The sequence below is a fragment of the Clostridium sp. CM037 genome, from assembly GCF_055081095.1.
Genome location: NZ_CM143650.1, coordinates 4,126,407 through 4,146,002 on the forward strand (window position 1 = coordinate 4,126,407; position 19,596 = coordinate 4,146,002).

At 30.0% G+C, this 19,596-nt stretch carries 18 protein-coding genes and 2 pseudogenes; 5 read left to right on the forward strand and 15 right to left on the reverse strand.

Annotated elements, in window-relative coordinates:
- Window positions 1–284: 284 nt before the first annotated feature.
- Window positions 285–1,268 (reverse strand): RpnC/YadD family protein, encoded by a 984-nt coding sequence (locus ACWJKP_RS19770; protein ID WP_224578691.1) that lies wholly within the window; start codon window positions 1,266–1,268, stop codon window positions 285–287.
- Between the two features lie 329 nt (window positions 1,269–1,597).
- Here ACWJKP_RS19770 and ACWJKP_RS19775 point away from each other — a divergent pair, with 329 nt between their 5' ends.
- Both ACWJKP_RS19775 and ACWJKP_RS19780 read left to right on the forward strand, forming a co-directional pair.
- Window positions 1,598–2,605 (forward strand): DUF7309 domain-containing protein, encoded by a 1,008-nt coding sequence (locus ACWJKP_RS19775; protein ID WP_165412933.1) that lies wholly within the window; start codon window positions 1,598–1,600, stop codon window positions 2,603–2,605.
- A 5-nt stretch (window positions 2,606–2,610) separates the two neighbouring features.
- Complete coding sequence (locus ACWJKP_RS19780; RefSeq protein ID WP_165412932.1) at window positions 2,611–2,841, forward strand: hypothetical protein; 231 nt, start codon at window positions 2,611–2,613, stop codon at window positions 2,839–2,841.
- Between the two features lie 155 nt (window positions 2,842–2,996).
- Here ACWJKP_RS19780 and ACWJKP_RS19785 read toward each other — a convergent pair whose 3' ends face one another.
- The 5 genes and pseudogenes from ACWJKP_RS19785 to ACWJKP_RS19805 all read right to left on the reverse strand — a co-directional run bounded on the left by ACWJKP_RS19785 (window position 2,997) and on the right by ACWJKP_RS19805 (window position 7,183).
- Window positions 2,997–3,350 (reverse strand): calcium-binding protein, encoded by a 354-nt coding sequence (locus ACWJKP_RS19785; RefSeq protein WP_165412931.1) that lies wholly within the window; start codon window positions 3,348–3,350, stop codon window positions 2,997–2,999.
- Window positions 3,351–3,366: 16 nt separating this feature from the next.
- Window positions 3,367–3,759 carry an SEC-C metal-binding domain-containing protein gene (locus ACWJKP_RS19790; protein WP_224578688.1) on the reverse strand — a complete coding sequence of 131 codons (393 nt, stop codon included), beginning with the start codon at window positions 3,757–3,759 and terminating at the stop codon, window positions 3,367–3,369.
- Window positions 3,760–4,061: 302 nt separating this feature from the next.
- Window positions 4,062–4,214: pseudogene (locus ACWJKP_RS19795) on the reverse strand (nucleotidyl transferase AbiEii/AbiGii toxin family protein); the annotation flags it as partial.
- Complete coding sequence (locus ACWJKP_RS19800; protein WP_165412930.1) at window positions 4,211–4,804, reverse strand: type IV toxin-antitoxin system AbiEi family antitoxin domain-containing protein; 594 nt, start codon at window positions 4,802–4,804, stop codon at window positions 4,211–4,213. The pseudogene ACWJKP_RS19795 and the gene ACWJKP_RS19800, both read right to left, overlap by 4 nt.
- A gap of 216 nt (window positions 4,805–5,020) precedes the next feature.
- Entirely contained in the window at window positions 5,021–7,183 is a 2,163-nt protein-coding gene (locus tag ACWJKP_RS19805; protein ID WP_165412929.1) for a DNA topoisomerase III, read from the reverse strand.
- Window positions 7,184–7,554: 371 nt separating this feature from the next.
- Between ACWJKP_RS19805 and ACWJKP_RS19810 the strand changes: the two genes are divergently transcribed.
- Window positions 7,555–8,331, forward strand: a complete 777-nt coding sequence (locus ACWJKP_RS19810; RefSeq protein WP_462961361.1) for a 3'-5' exonuclease — start codon at window positions 7,555–7,557, stop codon at window positions 8,329–8,331.
- A 68-nt stretch (window positions 8,332–8,399) separates the two neighbouring features.
- On the opposite strand, the gene ACWJKP_RS19815 is transcribed toward ACWJKP_RS19810, so the two are convergent.
- Together ACWJKP_RS19815 and ACWJKP_RS19820 are read right to left on the reverse strand one after the other, a co-directional pair.
- Window positions 8,400–9,074 (reverse strand): hypothetical protein, encoded by a 675-nt coding sequence (locus ACWJKP_RS19815; protein ID WP_224578686.1) that lies wholly within the window; start codon window positions 9,072–9,074, stop codon window positions 8,400–8,402.
- Between the two features lie 416 nt (window positions 9,075–9,490).
- Window positions 9,491–11,131, reverse strand: coding sequence for a family 14 glycosylhydrolase (locus tag ACWJKP_RS19820; RefSeq protein WP_165412927.1), 1,641 nt, complete (start codon window positions 11,129–11,131; stop codon window positions 9,491–9,493).
- A gap of 625 nt (window positions 11,132–11,756) precedes the next feature.
- On the opposite strand from ACWJKP_RS19820, the gene ACWJKP_RS19825 reads away from it, so the two are divergent.
- Window positions 11,757–12,077, forward strand: a complete 321-nt coding sequence (locus ACWJKP_RS19825; RefSeq protein WP_462961362.1) for a DUF1540 domain-containing protein — start codon at window positions 11,757–11,759, stop codon at window positions 12,075–12,077.
- A 123-nt stretch (window positions 12,078–12,200) separates the two neighbouring features.
- On the opposite strand, the gene ACWJKP_RS19830 is transcribed toward ACWJKP_RS19825, so the two are convergent.
- The 3 genes and pseudogenes from ACWJKP_RS19830 to ACWJKP_RS19840 all read right to left on the reverse strand — a co-directional run.
- A complete protein-coding gene (locus tag ACWJKP_RS19830; protein WP_165412925.1) occupies window positions 12,201–12,881 on the reverse strand; it encodes a pseudouridine synthase in 681 nt (226 codons plus the stop codon).
- Between the two features lie 409 nt (window positions 12,882–13,290).
- On the reverse strand, window positions 13,291–14,133 hold the full coding sequence (locus ACWJKP_RS19835) for a CPBP family intramembrane glutamic endopeptidase (protein ID WP_165412924.1): 843 nt from the start codon (window positions 14,131–14,133) through the stop codon (window positions 13,291–13,293).
- Between the two features lie 779 nt (window positions 14,134–14,912).
- Window positions 14,913–15,080, reverse strand: a pseudogene (locus ACWJKP_RS19840) (IS1595 family transposase); the annotation flags it as partial.
- A 234-nt stretch (window positions 15,081–15,314) separates the two neighbouring features.
- Here ACWJKP_RS19840 and ACWJKP_RS19845 point away from each other — a divergent pair.
- Complete coding sequence (locus tag ACWJKP_RS19845) at window positions 15,315–15,752, forward strand: 2-thiouracil desulfurase family protein (RefSeq protein WP_165412923.1); 438 nt, start codon at window positions 15,315–15,317, stop codon at window positions 15,750–15,752.
- A 202-nt stretch (window positions 15,753–15,954) separates the two neighbouring features.
- Here the strand turns inward: ACWJKP_RS19845 and ACWJKP_RS19850 are convergent, their stop codons facing one another.
- From ACWJKP_RS19850 to ACWJKP_RS19865, 4 genes are all read right to left on the reverse strand, one after another.
- Window positions 15,955–16,875 carry a sensor histidine kinase gene (locus tag ACWJKP_RS19850; RefSeq protein ID WP_165412922.1) on the reverse strand — a complete coding sequence of 307 codons (921 nt, stop codon included), beginning with the start codon at window positions 16,873–16,875 and terminating at the stop codon, window positions 15,955–15,957.
- A gap of 55 nt (window positions 16,876–16,930) precedes the next feature.
- The gene (locus ACWJKP_RS19855; protein ID WP_165412921.1) at window positions 16,931–17,686 is read right to left on the reverse strand and encodes an ABC transporter permease subunit; all 756 of its coding nucleotides are present in this window, start codon (window positions 17,684–17,686) and stop codon (window positions 16,931–16,933) included.
- A complete protein-coding gene (locus ACWJKP_RS19860; protein WP_165412920.1) occupies window positions 17,679–18,602 on the reverse strand; it encodes an ATP-binding cassette domain-containing protein in 924 nt (307 codons plus the stop codon). The genes ACWJKP_RS19855 and ACWJKP_RS19860 overlap by 8 nt, the downstream gene beginning before the upstream one ends.
- Window positions 18,603–18,697: 95 nt before the next feature.
- Window positions 18,698–19,390: a response regulator transcription factor gene (locus ACWJKP_RS19865; protein WP_165412919.1), complete on the reverse strand. Its 693-nt coding sequence runs from the start codon at window positions 19,388–19,390 to the stop codon at window positions 18,698–18,700.
- Window positions 19,391–19,596: the final 206 nt, after the last annotated feature.

Consider the following 19,596-nt stretch of genomic DNA (forward strand, 5'->3'; position numbering starts at 1 on the left):
GATTTAGTTTTACTCTTACCATTTATACCTGTGAAACGTTCATCAAAATTGCTGAAGAACTATTTTTAAATTCTAACTTGCTATAATGGATATTCTATAAATGTTGTAAATTCCCCACTTTACAATGAGAAAACCACTGAAATATTTATAAATATTTCAGTGGTTTTCTCATCCCATAAATGCCGCCTATCTTTCATGTATTCTTATATTCTATTTTATCTCATAGAACTTATTCCTTACAGCATTGGGACACTAAACGGACAAACTCTATAAGAGCCAAATTGCTATTGAATACTATTTTTCACTACATCCTTCACATATTCAACATCAAGATCATTTATCTCTGCAATATATTCTATAGACAGTCCCTTACTATATTGCTTAAGTACTAATTGTTTTCTTTCTTCTTCAATCCCTTTCTCTATTCCTTTTTCCATGCCTCTTTGTTCTACAGCCGGATCATATAAAGTCTTAGTCATACTGCGCACCTCCTCATTTAATTTTTCATCCTCACCATATTTTGTATTGAGATATTCAAATAAATTTGCTACTGCTAGTAATATTCTGTGTAAATCATCCCCGTCTATTTCTCCACTATTAAATAATTGACTTCCTTCCTTAGATATTATTTCTGATATCTTTTTTGCTTCCATTATAGTTTCTCTAAGTTCATAACTTTCTTCGCCATGTTTCTTTTTTATTTGTTCCATTTTGTACCTAAGTTTGAATACTTGCAATGGGAGCAGTGGATACATCTTATCTTGCATAATATCTCTGTCATTATATTCCCAATATTTCATTGTTGGTACAGTATATTTTATTTCTTGCCCATTTGGAAAAATTAATTTCATTTTTAATTCATCTTTGATATTTTTATTTTGCTCTACAAATATCACCAATTGCTTTGGAATAAAAATAACTGTTTCTTCGTCATCAGTTCCATGACATTTTGCTAATTCCTTCGCTTTTTTAAATCCATATTCAAACATTCTTATGACCATACCTAAATCATTTTTAGTTTGCAGTTCTATATGATAATGGTATGGTTTATTTCCCTTAGAAATTCTTAAAAATAAATCTCCACGTATAATATCGTAATCATCTGAAACAAATTCATTATTCTCAAATGATATTTCTGTCATTTTCACATCAAAATTTTCTTTAAATAAGCTATTCATCATTGTAATTAGTACTTTCTTTGATACCGAAAACAGTGATTTTAGTATCTCATCTAATTTTACTCGTTGTTCCTTCTCAGTGTTTATCAAAAGACTCACCTACTTTCTATCTTACTTTCATTTTATCATTTTTATATGCGCTTTACAATTCCATTATATAACATTTATATGAACACTATAATAGTTATTTATAGCTATTGAATACATTATTGACGAATTTGAAATTAAATCATGTCCTTCGGAGCTATACTATATTCATTTTGTTAAAAAAATTTCTATTAATTCCTTTGCTAAAATGATAAACTGAATATGTTATATCAGAAAATAAGCAACAAAAATATGCAGTGATTATTATATCTTTTTCTACTGTACTTGCTGTATTAACCATACATTTCAATGATAGGGAGGATTGGTCAATTATGAGAAAAGAAGCAAGTTTAGATCAATGGAGATTGCTCTATGAAGTAGCAATTAAATTTAAAAAGTTAAAACCGTGGGATCATATATGGGATGTAGATTTGACTAAAATATTACTGCCGGAATACGAGGAACCTTTTTTCTGTAGTGTTATGGGTAAGTCAGAGGAGTGTATCGCTATTGGCATTTATGCAGGGTTTGATGCCATAAATGGTTTTTACTATATTATCGATAACCAACAAATTTCTCCAACACAAATTATTCGATATCAAAATAATTTAATGTGCTATTTTGGAAGTCGTAATGAATTGACAAGCAAAGAGCTAAAGGTCATTAAGGATTTGGGCTTAAAATTCAGAGGTAAAGATGAATGGATTTATTTTAGATCCTTTGAAACTGGATATGCCCCCTATATTTCAGATGCACTCCAGGTGGTTCAGCTTACAGCTGTACTTCAGCAGCTTTATATGGCCTTAACCCATCTTGTTGAAAATAAAACAAAAGTGAACTTTGAGAGTGGAAATATTCTTTGTAGAAAATATGATACTGAATCAAAGTTATGGTTAACTTATGAAGCTCCAAACATTATCCAACCAAGAATTCGTATGACTACTGTTATAAACGACGAATTATTACTGGTAAAATTAAATAAGCTAAAGGCCACCAGAAATGAAATTGAATTAGATACTTTATATTTAAATATTGTCGTTAATGATAAAGAATTTGAAAAACCTTTCTTAGGTAATCTGCTAATTATTGCAGATCGTAAGAGTGGCATGCTCATTGATCAGAACATGCTATCGCCTAAAGATAAAGTTGCTCAGAATATTCTTGAAATTTTTATTAATTATTTGATGCAAATTGGTAAACCGAAAACAGTTTATATCAGAGATGAATATATTCAAGATTACTTGAAGGATTTGTGTGATAAAATTGGAGTTTTACTGAAAATAAAAGGAAAGTTAAAAGCAATTGATGCGTTTGAAAAATCATATTTGAGGAGACCTTAAAAATTATGTCCAAAAAGAAGAAATCTAAAAAAAGTAGTAACAGTAATGTAGAAGTATGGACAGATGAACAATATCAGGAATATATGAAGGACCTATATGATATGGAATTTATAGCTGGATTCACTGAAAATGGTGTACCTTACGGTATATTTAACAATGAAGATAAAGAGAATGAAAAAATAGACATTACCGATATTTATTCGAATATTCCAGATAATGATGATTTACCATTTTAAAATTGTAGGTAAGAATTCAAGAAAATTCGCTATGCTCATGACCTTTTAAGGCTCCCCATAGGGAGTTTTTTTATTTAGATTTGTTGTAAAATTACACTATTTTTTTATATAATAAAAATCAACGGTTACTGTTTCTAATTTACCATACCTAACCTTTATCTATTACAGAACCATACACTATAATCATCTACTAATTCTTTTACTTTTTTATCTTCACCTAAAGCTTCAAGTAAACATAATTCAAACGCATATTTCCTTCTTCCTTTTCTTACATCAACAATTATTCCATGCAAATCCTCTATCATACTAATAGCACTAACTTTTAACTTATCGCCTTCTACAATAGGCGAACCATAATCACTATCCATTACTTCTGCTTCAAATGGAAATTTAAGTTCCTGATTTAAATAATCTTCCCATGCTTCTAATGCTTTTATATCATCTTTTGGAATGTCTTTTATTATATTAAAAATCCTTTTGTCTTGTTCAGAATGAATTTCCCATTGCAAAAATATCACGCTCCTACTATATATTTTTTCCACAGCACCTTTTATATTTCTTTCCACTGCCACAAGGACACACAGAATTCCTACCTATCTTGTTCTCATTCCTTATAGTAGTTTGAAGGATTTCATCCTCATAATTTTCTTCTAATCCCTCTTCCCTTTCTTCATCCTCATACTCTAGTAACTTATATAATTTATTACTATACCGTTCTTCATTAAATGGCTGTTGATTTTTCATAATATCATACATTTCTTCTATTAAAACTGCTGCGATAATTTCCTTTGCCTTATTTTCTGTATAGCCAACACTTATTAATTTTTCAAAAACTTCATTTGTACATTTAGGATCGTTGTCCCTCATTTGATTATCAATAGTTTCTAAAATACATCCTTTTAATTTATAATTTACCAATGTTTCACTTCCCCTTTACGTTTTTTTAAACTAGATAATTGTATTATTTATCCTTAAAGAACTATTTTCTTGGCGCAATCCAAATTAGCCTTACTCTTTTAGTAAAACCTACTTTAATTTTTATTTTTCATAATAATTTGAGTATATACCAATTCGCATATTTTTATATTCTAAATGAATTCACTATATATAAACAAAAGTCTTATTGTCTCCATCTTCTTGTGGAACTACCCCTATTAGCTGTATTCCTTTTGAGGTTGAGAATATATCTTTACCTCTTCTCTCCATATAAAAGATGTTATACCTTTTAGTATAAATTTTTCTTTAAATTCAGATAGAGATATTCTCTCAAGAAGTCTTTCCAACATATAGTTTCTCAAAAGAATTTGTGCATTGATATTCTTGTCTCTACTCATATTATTTATTAAGTCTTTTATTTGTCTTAAATTTTTCATAGTAAAATCTCCATATAATTTCTTATAATATTTTGAATATCTAATGCTTTAGCATATCTTAATAACAATGGAATATTCTTATCTTTACTGTCTAGGTATCTCTTAATTCCTTCATTCAAAATTGCAACATCCATATTATTACGGTTACGAACAATATCACAAATAGTCCTTTCCTTGTCATATACTTTAATAGGCCTTCCATATAAGGTTTTTAACTCGGTAACACCCATTAAATGAAGTTCCTTTTTAACGGTATAGACTTTAATTCCCGATTTTCTTAAATTTGACCCATTATATCCGTATGGAATGGTAACCGACCATTCAAGTGGATCTCTATCTGTCAATTCGTGTAAATATAGCGCGGTCTCATGTGAGAAAATAACCCTTTTACTTTTAGCTTGAAGTGTATACATATCATCCTCAAATGCCTCACGTGTCAGGTATACACCATATGTGGCTCTTTCAAGCTTATTTTCTCTAGTAAAGCTCGTTAGATAATAACGTGGAATACCTGCCTCTTCAACCTCTTTAGTAATAATCAGACCTTTTTTTTCAATTATTAATTTTTCCAATTGTTCTCGATAACTCATACTATCAACCTCTTTTGCATTTATGCTCTAATTATACACCATCAGAGCATAAGTGCAAATGTTTTTTATCATCTAGTGACCTCCTATCTTCACCACGCACTCAACGTCCCTTGTCACACTAACCCTAACTGGTTGTCTAAAAGTGCACTACCACTGATATACATTTAGGAAAAAGAACACAACGTATAAAATTCTTATACATTGTGTTCTTCTTTATTATTTTAAATTAAACTTAGCAAAAGCCTCAGCCATAGCTGAATTACCAGTGCCTTCATCTTCCTTATTCTGCTGATTCAAAAATCTACTAACATCTTTTTTATTTAAAGCACTTTTTTCTGAGTCTCGACGTTTGTTAAAGGCTGAAAGTTTTTCTCTGTATCCACAACCACAAACAAATATCTTATTGTCTCCATCTCCTCTAATCTCCATTTTCTTATGACAAGTTGGGCAACGTGCATTAGAAACCTGTGATACACCCTTACGATATCCACATTCCCTATCTGGGCATACGAGCATCTTTCCCCTTTTGCCGTTAACTTCAAGAAGATATTTACTACACTCAGGACATTTAACTCTTGTAACGTTGTCATGCTTATATATTTCGCTTGAAGCTACAACGTTCTTCACAAGCTTCACTGCATACTCCCTCATATCTATTACGAAATTCATGGAATTAGCTTTTCCTTTGCTTATAAGTTGAAGCTGTTTTTCCCATTTAGCGGTAAGTTCAGGCGATTTTAATTCTTCAGGAACTAAACCTATTAGCTGTATTCCTTTTGATGTTGGAAAAATTTCTTTACCCCTTCTCTCCATATAAAAGATGTTGAATAATTTTTCAATAACATCTGCCCTTGTAGCGGGAGTTCCAAGTCCTGAGGTGTTATCCAAGGCTTCTCTTAAACTCTTGTCATCTATATTTTTCCCTGGATGCTCCATAGCTGTAAGTAATGTTGCTTCATTAAATCTAGCTGGTGGCTTTGTTTTTTCATTCTCGAATTTAACTAAAGTAAGTTTAACTTCTTCACCTTTATTTATCGGTGGTAGAGATTGATCTTTGTCTTCATTTTCACTAGAACTGCTTATTTCTTTCCAGCCTTTCGACTTAACTATTTTTCCTTTTGCAGAAAATGTCTCACCCTTAACATTTATTTTCACAGTAGTTTGCTCATACTCAAAAGCTGGACTTAGAACTTCTAAGAATCTTTTTACAACTAGGTCATAAATGCTTTTTTCTTCTTTGTTAAGGATTGATAAATTTACATGCTGCTCTGTTGGAATTATAGCATGATGATCCGATACCTTGCTATTATCCACAAGTCTACTTGTAGTATGTATTCTACCTTTTATTATGCTTCTAGCAGCTTTCTCATATGGTCCTATCGCTATACTCTTTAATCTATCCATAAGCGTAGCCACTATATCTGTAGTAATGTACCTAGAGTCTGTTCTTGGATAAGATAATATCTTATGATTTTCATATAGTTTCTGCATTATATTAAGAGTTTGCTTTGCAGAATATCCGAATTTTCTATTAGCATCCCTTTGAAGCTCTGTTAAATCATATGCAAGTGGAGGCAATTCTTTTTTAGATGCTTTATTTAGCTCTACTACGATTCCCATTTGATTATTTACCTTAGTAGCTATATCTTCTGCCTTTTGCTTATCAAATGTACGAGCTTCTCCATTTCTACTTGACCAATTAACTGTAAAATTATTCACTTTACCATTTACTGTCCAGTAATCCTTTGGGATGAATTTTTTAATTTCGTTTTCTCTTTCAACAATAAGTGCCAAAGTTGGTGTTTGAACTCTTCCTGCTGATAATTGAGCGTTGTATTTACAAGTTAAGGCCCTAGTGACGTTGAGGCCTATTAGCCAATCCGCCTCTGCTCTTGATTGCGCTGCCCAAAATAGGTTTTCATAATCTTTTCCAGGTTTAAGATTAGCAAATCCATCCTTTATCGCTTTTTCAGTTTGGGAGGAGATCCATAACCTCTTTATCGGTTTTCTAAATCCTGCTTTTTGAATGATCCAACGCGCCACTAATTCTCCTTCACGCCCTGAATCTGTCGCAATAATGAGTTCATCTACATCAGCTCTCTTAAGAAGTTCATGTACAATCTTATATTGCTTTGATGTTTCTTTAATAACTACCAATTTTAGATCCTTTGGCAGCATAGGAAGATCTTCCATTTTCCAACTCTTGTATTTTTGATCATAATCCTCAGGACCCGCAAGTGTTACTAGATGTCCTAGTGCCCAAGTTACAATATACTTTGATCCCATTAAATACCCATTTCCACCTTGAGTGCAATTTAAAACTTTCGCTAGTTCACGGCCTACAGAGGGTTTCTCTGCAAGCACCAATATTTTTCCCATATATAAAACTCCTTCTCTTATATATCACGTGTAACATAAACTACACGGATTGATTTCACTTATTTTATTGATAATTATTCTTTTATAGATATCTTTTCTACTAATAATTATACTCTTAGTTGCCATATGTCCAATTTTTACTAAAAAATGATATCGCCACTATACTCATTATAAACTACTTTATATACAATTTCAAAGAAGATGAATTAACTACTTCAGAAGGAGATTTATACTACCACTTATAGAAGTGAGAGACTTTCCTTCTGAAATGTCGTTTAAAACGTAACAGTGGAGGTGTTTTTTACTATTATAAATGATATAATAATATATCGTTATGTACTATAATATTAAATAAGTTTAGAGGTAATTAAATGAATTATATAATATTTGACTTAGAATTTAATCAAGGCTACAATTACACAAAAGATACTAAAAACATAACAAATCCTAAATGTCCTTTTGAAATAATTCAGATTGGCGCCGTAAAGCTTAATGACAATTTTGAGACTATTGGAGCTCTAGATGTATTAGTAAAACCGGAAATATATACTATAATCAATCCCTTTGTAAAAGAACTTACTGGAATAACAATGGATGAATTAGATAGAGGCAAACCTTTTAAAGAAATGTACAAAGAGTTTTTAGAATTTATAAATGCTGACTCAAGCATATTGTGTGTATGGGGAGTAGCAGATATAAAAGAATTATTTCGAAATATAAAATACCATGAATTAGATACTTTGATTGTACCCACAGAATACATCGACATTCAATCCTACGCTTCTAAAGAGCTTAATTGCCAAAAAGGAATTAATATTGGGCTAGGTAACGCAGCGAAACTTCTTGACGTGCCTATTGAAAGTACGTTCCATAATGCTTTTAATGATGCTTACTACACCGCAGAAGTTTTCAAAAAAATTTATAACAAAGGAATTAAAGCTAAGGTATATGATCCACATAAACATACAAAGTTAACCAGACCTAGCACTGAAAATTACAAACTTGATTATAATAATTTAATAAAGCAATTCGAAAAAATGTTTAAGAGAGAAATGACAGGTGACGAAAAATCTATAATAAACCTAGCTTATATTATGGGAAAAACAAATCAATTTCAAGTTGTTTCTAACCCAATAGCAAAAAAATAAAAGCGGTATAGAATTATCTTCTATACTGCTTTTACAATGCTTATTAAATCATCTCCTGCGGAGCTGGATTAAACTTCTGTTTCTTCAGTTGGTTTAGCAAATTCTAAATCAACTTTTTTATTTTCTAAATTAGCTTTTCTATTATCTAATGTATTAAGATTTATAGGATGAGTAACCATATCTTCAGTTGTAGCCATTATAAATCTATTTAGATAAATTTTTCCTTCAGGAATGTTTGCTACAGCATAAGGTTCTGTATCTTTCTTAAAGAGAACCCATGTATAACTATTATTAACCACTCTGCTTAAATCCTCTTTATCGATTATAGTCCTAGATTTTTCTTTACCGTATCTATCTCTTAATATTATAGCAACAGTTTCTTCATCTAATTCTTCATAATCATTAATTGAATTTTGATTATATACTTCTAAGTTGCATTTTCTATTATCTAGAGTATCTCCATTGATATGTCTTACAGGTGCTTTTGGATGAACATCTAATATGAATGACTGCAAACTCTGTTTTCTTCTATATTTCTTTTCTTCGATATAATAACTACCTAGGTTTTGTGCTAAGAAATTATTAAAATCTTTATTCCATTCTGCAAACCAACGACCTTTTTCTAATACCCTTTGTAAATCTTCAGTATCTATTTTACAATCAACGGTTGTTTTATCTTTTTTAACTATTTTTAAAAATGTAATTTCTTCTAGCGTCTGGTATTTGTTTGATTTAATTTCCACTTTAGTAGTTTCTTTTTTATTTTCATTTTCGTTTTTTATGATAGGACACCTCTTTCTTCTATTTAGGCATCTTCAAAAAAATAACCAGTCAGCACGCTAGTCTATTTTTTTCATATGCCTTGTAAGGGATTTAAAATTATATATAACTTTAATATTTCCCTAATTTTCTAATAACAACTCAATTTTCTCTAAAACACACACTTTTATTTTACTGCATTATTCTAATTATATCATATTTATTAGAGTAGTGGCTCTTAATTTTACGATAAACTTAAAATTTATTTTTAAAAAAACCATGTATGTCGACTGTATCCTAAAAGGGCTCTGAAATCCCAGAGCCCTTTTAGGATTTTAATAAACTTTTAAATTCATTACTTTCAAAACTATATATAACCTATAATGGTAATCTTTTGTATCTACCAGTTCCAGGTATAGGAACCTCCCCTTGTAGGAACAGTATAAGATTGACTGTTGCCGCTTTCCCATGTTACATTTTTGCTACCATCTTTCATAATTGCTTTAAATTGGTAGGTACGACCTTCACCAAGATATGTAGTTCCTGTGTACCTTCCATTACTATTAGTAAGTGGTAAAGGATATACTCCTGTAGTCCAATTAGATAGTTCCCATTCACTTCCACATAAGTATACATTTTGACCACTGCCTGGATTAACGTTATTCACTGTAAAGGTTACAGGAACTGGCTTCATAACTAAAGCATCTGCAAAAGGGGCCATTTCAGAAGTAGCTGTTCCATCGGTGTTAACAACATTTGCAAATCTCAAAAGTGTAAAGCCAGAGAAATTATAATTAAATAACATTTCAGCAGCATTTTGATACGCTTGATTATTATTAGAAATAGCTAGTGCATTCTCTCCAAAGTGTCTTATACCTTTTGATGTAGCCAAATTGGCAATATTTATAACGAGACTTTTAGGAGCTGAATAGAATGGACTAGTATATGCGTTTGAATCATCCATCTCAAGACATGTAAATGTTAAATCTACATTTGATGTCTTAAACTGGTCAAGTAAAGTACTGTAATTATAATAACCTGCACCGTACTCTGCAGCATGTGGCATAGTAGGACTATTCATTAACCAGTGTATACCTGCTATTTTCGCTCCTATTCTAACACCCAAAACTGAATCAAAATCGTTATGTGCTATATCCGTTATATTCGACAAGTGTTTTGCAAGTACACTTTGATACCAAGTTAAAAAATCTTTACCATAAGTTGACTTATAACCCTCTATAAAGAAATTATCACCATCTGTTGGAGGCATAATTTGTGTAAAGCTTGTTAGGCTTGCATTCCATGCACTATTAACTGCAGAAATAGTGCCGTATTTAGTTTTCATCGTATTTTGAAAATCTGTTTTAGCTGTTGTACTGTAGCATTGTAGAGATCCACGACCTGGATATGACCAACCTAATGATGGATTGTAAGAAGGAAATCTTAATTCACCTGATGGACCACCGGAAAGGTAAACTTTAGCTATAATATCTTTATAACTGCTAAAGTTTTCAGCAAAAGACGCATAAAGTTCATTATACTGTTTATCTGTACCAGACCACCATGGACTAAGAGATTCCTTATCATAATTTCCTTTTTCATCCTTAAACTGCATATTATCAGCAGTATCTTTATTCCATAACCATGAAGGTAATGGTATATTTACTGTGTTCCCTACAGAACCACCGCATTGGTGAGTGGACATAATAGGCACCCACTTTAATCCTGCAGCACGAACAGTATCTGCATAAGTCTTATAGTAACTCCAGTCAAACTGGTTGTCACCCGCACTTTCAACATCTCCCCACCACACATCTGTGGTAAGGGCATAGACTCCGTTGTTCTTAATGGTTATTAATTGATTTTTGAATGCATTCCAATCTGTTATTTTTTCCAATGGAGCCATTACAAAGGACTTGTAGTCAGACTGTATAGTTGATGCAGACGTTTTAAATGAAAAAGATAGCATTAAATTAAGAGCTAGTACTAAAGATAAAGCAAAGCTGCCATATCTTTTTAATGATTTATTAACATAACTCATAAATTTTCCCCCTTCAATTTTTTGATAGTGTTAACACTATTTTTGTCTTATTTATTTAAATCCTTGCAATAGCAAGGGTTCAAGCTACTTTATTAGATTAGAAAATGCCATGTTAAAACTTTATTAATCTAGCTATCAAATATTTAAAAGCACCTTTTGCACTCGTTTTCATGATAAAAAAACAAGCGACAATAGATATATATTCCCTATAATCGAATAATTTTGCATATCTCATAATATGTATATTGTTACATTTTTTAACTTAAATCTGATTATATATGAAAATACAACAATCTTCAAGATGTAATCGAAAATATATTTTCTACAAACTGTAACTTTTAGGTTATGCTCTAATACGAAAGTTTGGCTTAAATAAAAGCTTAATTATACGACAAGGAATATTAGGATAATAATTATTATATAGTAAATGGCATCACTTATTTGGATGGTAATTTTGGTATGGATTATTTCATATATAAACTATTATGATACTAGGAAAGTGAACTCTGGAACATACTGTTTTAAAAAATCTATCAAATAGAAATTTTAAACAAAACTCCTATTATAAATATTTTCTCTTCCTTTTGGTTAAACTTCTTAGTAGATACACTAAGGAGGAGATATAATGCCAAAAATCAACTGTAGCGTTTCAAATTGTTCCCATAATGATAAGAACACATGTTATGCTAATATAATAAATGTTGGTGGAAAAAGTGCTAAAAAAGATTCTGATACTTGTTGTGCTTCTTTTTTAGATAGTATTGCCTATAGTTCTCTTACAAATATCATTAATTCCAATAGTAATGGATGCGACGTAATTGCTTGTAATGTATGTACTTGCACCTATAACTCTAATCAGCTCTGTAATGCTAAATCTATAGACGTTAGTGGCGAAAATGTTAATCTCTATTCAGAAACCGATTGTTTGACTTTTAAAACCACATAATTGAGTAGTTTTCATAAAAAACAAAGGGTACCTTAACATTTCTACTAAGGTACCCTTTTAACGACTTCAGAAGGAGTATAAATCTCCTTCTGAAGTCGTTAATACAGCATCTAAGGTGATGATTTAACTATTCCTTAATTCTATTACCTCTTTATCTGTGAGGTGACGCCACATGCCAATATCTGTCTCATCAATTTTTATATTAATAATTCGAATTCGTTCTAATCTTACAACTGTATATCCAAAAGTTTTGCTCATTCTACGAATTTGTTTATTTAGTCCTTGTGTTAAAATAATACGAAAAGTATCATCGCTAACTTCGATAACTTTGCAAGGTCTTGTTTTAACCCCACAAATTTGAACACCCTCAGACATTGCTTTGAGAAAAGATTCATCAAAATGCTTATTCACAGTTACTATATATTCTTTCTCATGTTCATTTTCAGATTCTAAAATATTATTTGCCAAATCGCCATCATTAGTCATAAGTATTAATCCTTGAGATGCCTTATCTAATCTACCAACTGGAAATATGTATTCTGGGTAGTTCATGAAATTAATTATATTGCTTTCTACTGTTTTTTCTGCAGTACATGTAATTCCCACGGGTTTATTTAGCGCAATATAAATCTTCTCTCTCATCGAAATATTCTCATTATCAAGAAGAATATTATCCTCTTTTTCTACCCACTGCCCGGTGGTGCAAAGCTTCCCATTTACCATTATCCTTTTTTCATCTATAAGTCTATTAACATCAGTTCTTGAGCAAATACCATAATTGCTAAGAAGTTTATTTATTCTCATAATAAATCTTTATCCTTTCACTAGTCATCTAAAATGATTTAATCTCTTTGTATCATTATACCAAATATAACTCATGAGCAAATTGCTCATGAGTTATTTATCGTTAATTATTTTGTTTTCCCATTTTTACAATTTGTTATCTGCATCTCTTTCATTTATTATCCTCCTTGTTGTATACCCTATCTCCATTAATTCTGAGATCTTTGAATTTTATATGCATTAAACTTTCAATTTATTCATTATTATATAGTTTTGTTTAATTAATCCGTCATTTTTTTTGTTCATATCAATATTCCCCTATACCCTTAAGTAATAATTGTATCTTTCTTTAAAGTAATAAAATGCACAAAATCCTCCATTATAAAGATAATTATCTTTATAATGGAGGATTTTATTTTGTGGCCCAATATTATATTTCTATAGATTCTTTGTATATATCTAGCTTATTTCCTGGTTTATTTTGATTAAGCCATCTGTAGGCAACAATTAAAATTATGCTTCCTACAATAAAAGCTGTACCATGAATTAATGTAGCATACTTTCCGCTTATTAATTGGAAGGCTCCTGAAATTGAGATCGCCGTAGAATTATTTATAAAGTGTGCAAATATACTTAAATAAATTGAACCTGTATTCAAATATATAGATCCAATAATTAATCCTAGCAAAAATGCATTTATGCCCTGAGGAATATTCATATGCATCAACGCAAAAAATAAGGCTGATACTATAAGTGCCAATGTTGGATTTATTTTGTTAGCCATACCCCTTAGCAATATCCCTCTAAAAACAATTTCTTCATATATAGGTGCTATAACAACAGCACTAAGTATCATTATAATAGGTGACATCGCCAGCTCCTCAAATGCTTGATTTATAAAATCAGGCATAGGTATCTTATTAACCCAGTAAATTAAACTATTATCATATACTATACGAAAGCCTATAATTATTAAAGCAACATAAATAAAATTCTTTCTATTAAAACTTTTTTTATGAATTTTTTCACAGGAATCTTTACTATGCCACTTTAATAAAAGAGTAATAATAAAATATTTAACTAACACTCCTGTAACAAATTTCAAATAGGGGGCTACTTTTGTAAAACGTTTAAAAAATAAATTTAAAATTTCTATGGGTATTTGACCTAATATCTCCAATAAAATTGCTGTAAGCATTACAAGAAAAGCTTTAATTATAGTCATTTGTTTAACAGTTATCGCTTGATTTTCTATATTTTTTAAAAATTTCATACATCACACTCTCTAACTTATTATATTTTTAACATATTTTCAGTTTATACCATTCTAAGTATACTATATATACTGTCGTTAAATTACACATATTATAATCTTTCCCTAATTTGTTCATACTTTGAGTCACTGTCTATTATAGGAACCGCTATCCACAGAGGGGTTATTACCAATATCTTCTGACAAAAATTTGTTATATTAATAAGGAGTTCATTATTTACTCCGAGTACTATAAACACGCTCCCTAAAAACAAAACTAATATAATAAATTCTGCTATAAATGCAAGAATAACTGTAGCTACAATCTTTGATAAAATTATTTTACTTCTTGGAACTCCAAAAACACAACATTTCTAAGCGTTTCATTTTTGTTTTCATCCGCTGTAATAATATCTATAAATCCCACTAATATCAATACAATACGTGGAGCTCCAACATTTTCTGGGTATGCAACGATTCATACAAAAAAACATAGTCTGAGTAAAATAATATTTATTTTTACAATTTTTAACACAAATCGTTTCCATACCCATGTAACATAGATTCTTGAGTAGTCCATTTACAGCTCATAGTTAATCATCATCACTTATTTTACTTTTTTATAAATATCTTTTAAAATGTCCTTTGAGATTCCAGTATCTGAAAGTGCATCAGCTAAATTTTCAAATTTTTTTTGATTAATTTCTTTTTCATTTGGCTATGTTTAATAATATTGTTGAAAAACATGACAATTTTTAAGGAAAGCCGTTTGGTTTCCCTTAATTAATATTTTATAAATAATTTTTGGCGAACTTAATGTAACTCTTGTGTGAGTCAGTACAAAGGGTTGAATTATCTTCAATCCTGCCTGTAAAAAGTCTTTCTAAATCTGTATGCTTCATTCTACCTTTACAGATTAGTTCAGTTACAATGTTTCCTACCCTATCAATTGCACAAGCTATGGCTATTTATATTTGAAACATTTCATATATTCTTTTTATAACCCCAGTGAAACATATTCTGATAGTATCATTAGGATATACCTCATTATGACAGTCTTTATGTTAAAGTTTTGTATATTATTAAACTATATAGGTTGTATCTAATGGTATAATATAGGTAAATAATTAGATTATAATAGTAGGATATTATGTAATTAAAAATTCTGATAAAACAAAACTTACAAAAGGAGATGGTGCTATATGTATTTAGTAAGTTCATGTTTAGCAGGGGTTAATTGTAGATATAATGGAACCAATATAGAGAATAAAGTTATAGCTGATTTAGTGAAGAAAGGAAATGCTATTGCTGTATGTCCAGAACTCTTAGCTGGACTACATACTCCAAGACCAAGTTGTGAAATTATCATAGATGAAATGGGTAATAAAAAAGTAATTAGTAAGGATAAACAAGATTTTACTAAAGAATTTGTTGAAGGATCAGAAAAGACTTTGAGAATTGCGAAAGTCATAGGTATAAAAAAAGCAATACTACTCTCTAAAAGCCCTTCATGCGGTTGTGGATTTATATACAATGGGGCATTTTCAGGTGGACTAATAAAAGGATATGGTTTCACTGCAGAACTATTACTTAAAAATGGTATTGAGGTATATACAGAAAATGATTTAGATAAATTATAATAGTCATTTTATTCATATGGCTGTTCCCCAACTACTGATGCCCGTACTATTAGAAAATTGTTAAATATGAGTTTTAAAATGGTAACAATAATATCCTTAACTGTTTTAAAAATGAACCCTCTTAGGGATTTCAAATAAAATAACAAGTCAAAGTTTCTGAGGCTATTTTGTATAAATTATTATATCCCCTACTCCCCCATATCTATTTTTCATTAACATACTTTAAATCTTTCCACCTTATTATTATGCTAAGCTTTCCTTCCACTAGTTCCACTGAAATTTCATGCCCCATTTGTTCAACTAATTGTTTTGTTATAGCAAGTCCAATCCCTGTACTTTTCGCCGTTCTTGCTCTATCTGCTGTAAAAAAGCGCTCAAATAAATGTTTCGCATCTTCATCATTTAAATTTGGTGCGGCATTTTGAAATATTGTAACAATGCAATCATTACTGCGTTTTAAAGAAATAGCTACATATCCTTTACCATATTTAATGATGTTTTGTATTAAATTTGAAAACACTCTCTTTACTGCAACTTCATCTCCTATAATAAAATAAGGTTTTTCTTCTATATCAATTTTAGGTTCCACTTCGCAATTTAAGAAATCATTATAAGATGAAGCCACGCATTCACACACTATATTGTTTAAGTTTAAGGATTTCATATCAAATTTATATTCATTACCTTCTAGTCTTGATAAATCATAAAAACTAGTTATTAAGGTTTCTAATGATTTTGTTCTGTTTTTTACTATATCTATATATTTCTTATTTTCATCTTCAGATAAACTATTATTATCAATTAATTGCATATACCCCCTTATTGAAGTTAATGGAGTCCTTAAATCATGAGATATATTTGCAATGGCTTTTCTAAGCTCTAAATCCATCTTTTTATATTTAGCTTCTGACTTTTGTTTTTCTTCTAGATTTTTGTTTATTCCCAAAGCTAACCCACATAATTGCTTATTAGAACAAGATAATAGTATTTTCGAATTAGTCTTAGTTTTATTAATTTTGTTTAATTGATTATTTATACTTTTAATTTCACTATACAATAAAACATATAGGGTAACAGATATGACTACCACAGCCAGTAATAAAATTATTATTAATCTTTGCATAAACATTACCCCTGCCTTTAATATCTAGCATAGCTTATGCTTATGCTAAACCAATTTATTTAACTTCCTTTTTCTCAAAATACACTATGGTTATAACTGTAAATACTACTGTATAAATAACTCCCATTAAAACTGAAGATATTATAATTTCACTTGTTAATGATCCCGTTGAAATTTCATTTATTTTTTTTGTTATAAGAATATTTCCCACGTATTTAAAATTTTTAGAAACAAAGAATGAAAGTAATTTAATAATCTTGTCTGTAAATATAAATATTCCAGAATAGACAAATGCAAAAATAGTATTATTTTTAATAATAACAGCTAAGAAAGTACATATTGCTATAGCTGCTATCCATAGAGGCGTGGCTACTAATGTTTTTTGACAAAACCTTATTATAGTAGCAATTAGTTCATTATTTACTCCAAATACTACAAATGCGCTCCCAAAATACAAAACTAATATAATAATTTCTGCTATAAATGCAAGGATAACTGTAGTTATAAGCTTTGATAAAATTATTTTACTTCTTGTAACTCCAAAAACCACAACATTTCTAAGCGTTTCATTTTTGTTTTCCTCCGATGTAATCATATCTACAAGTCCAACTACTAGAAATATTGGAATAATAAGGGTTGACATAATGAACTTATCAAACATACTATTAATACTATCAGTGGGAATATGACAATGTACATTTAAAATCATAACATTAGCCAATATAGCTAAAATACCTATAGAAGCTGTATAAGCCCAAAAATATACTCTATTAAAACTTCTATAAAGTTCAGCTTTTATATAATTAATCATGCTTATTACCCCCAATTAAATTTACAAAATACTCTTCTAAATTCACACCACTGTTATTAATTGAAAATAGCTTAATTCCATTATTAATAAGCGCCTCTGACACTCTCTCTGGAGTATCTATATGATGATATAATCTAATTTCATTTCTATTTAACACTTCATATTCCATAGCTCCTAGCTTATTTTCTATTATAACGGTGGCTTTTGAGGTATCATCTACTTTAATTAATAGGTACCGTCTACATTTTTCTTCTAGATTCTTTGCAGCTATTTGCTCTACAAACTCGCCCTTATTAATAAATCCATAGGTATTTGCAAGTTGAGATAGCTCACTTAATATATGGCTAGATATAATTATTGTCGTATTTCTTTCTCTATTAAATCTTAATAAGAGTTCTCTTAATTCTATTATTCCAGTAGGGTCAAGACCGTTGGTAGGCTCATCTAAGATTAGTAAGTCAGGACTTGTCATTATAGCTAGTGCGAGTCCTAATCGTTGTTTCATGCCAAGTGAAAAATTTTTGAATTTTTTCTTGCCCACATCCTCAAGCCCTACCATTTTAATTGCCTCATCCACGCATTCTTTTTCTACAACGCCCCTTTGCAATCTATAGTATTCCAAATTTTTCTTTGCTGATAAATACTTGAAAAAACTTGGTGTTTCAACCATGCATCCAAGCTTTGCCCTTGAATTATTTAAACCAGCTTTTGATATTTCATTAAAAAGCTCTATCTCTCCGCTTGTTGGTATAGATAATCCAGATATCATCCTAAGTATTGTTGTTTTTCCTGCACCGTTCTTGCCTACGAGTCCGTAAATATCCCCTTGTTTTAATTCTAAATCAACATTATTTACGGCAAAGTCCTTACCATACTTTTTAGTTAATTTTTTTGTTTTTAAAATTATATCCCCCATTAAATTCCCTCCCCTTATGCCTTATCTTATATATTTATAATAGTACTTAAAGTATAAGATACCTTAAGGAAATCCTTAAGAAAGTATTAAGATTTCTAACTCATCTTATAACCAATTCCCCATACTGTATGAATATACTCACTATCTGGATCAATCTTTGCTATTTTTGAGCGAAGATTACTTACATGAACATTTACAGTGTTATCATCACCCAAAAACTCATCATTCCATACAGTCTCAAATATATTTGCTTTAGTAAACACCTTGTTTGGGTAAGACATTAACATCTCTAAGATATGAAACTCTCTTGGTGTAATGTTAATATTTTCTCCTTTAACTAGTGCCTCTACTGCTTCACTATTTAAAATTAAATCTCTATACTTTAAAATATCTTCACTTTTACTTTTATTAGAAAATATCATATATCTTCTCAATTGTGCCCCAACCCTTGCTAGAATTTCATTTACATCAAAAGGCTTGGACACAAAATCATCTGCACCTAGTCTTAGTACCTCTATTTTTGTATCCTGTGCTGTCTTTGCAGATAACACTATTATTGGCATAGTTTTAATTTTTCTTATGATTGATATAAGCTCCTCTCCGGATATGCCCGGTATCATTAAATCTAATAAAATAATGTGAAAATCATACTGATTTATACACATTTTTGCTTCTGATCCTGAATATGCAGTTTTTACATGATATCCATGCCTTCTCAATATTTCACATAACAAATTATTTATATCTATATCATCTTCCACCACTAATACACTTATATTATCATTCATCGAACTCACCCTTTATAAATTAATTTCATACGTTTTCTTATATATGGAATTTTGTACAAATTTATATATTTTAAATTTATACAATTATAGTATACTTTTATTTGATTAATTTGTAAAATTATTAAAGTGTTTCCTTTATTATATCTATTATAGGAATCGTAATCTTGATAATTAGCAAAAATAGATTGTTCGCTACGTTATCAATT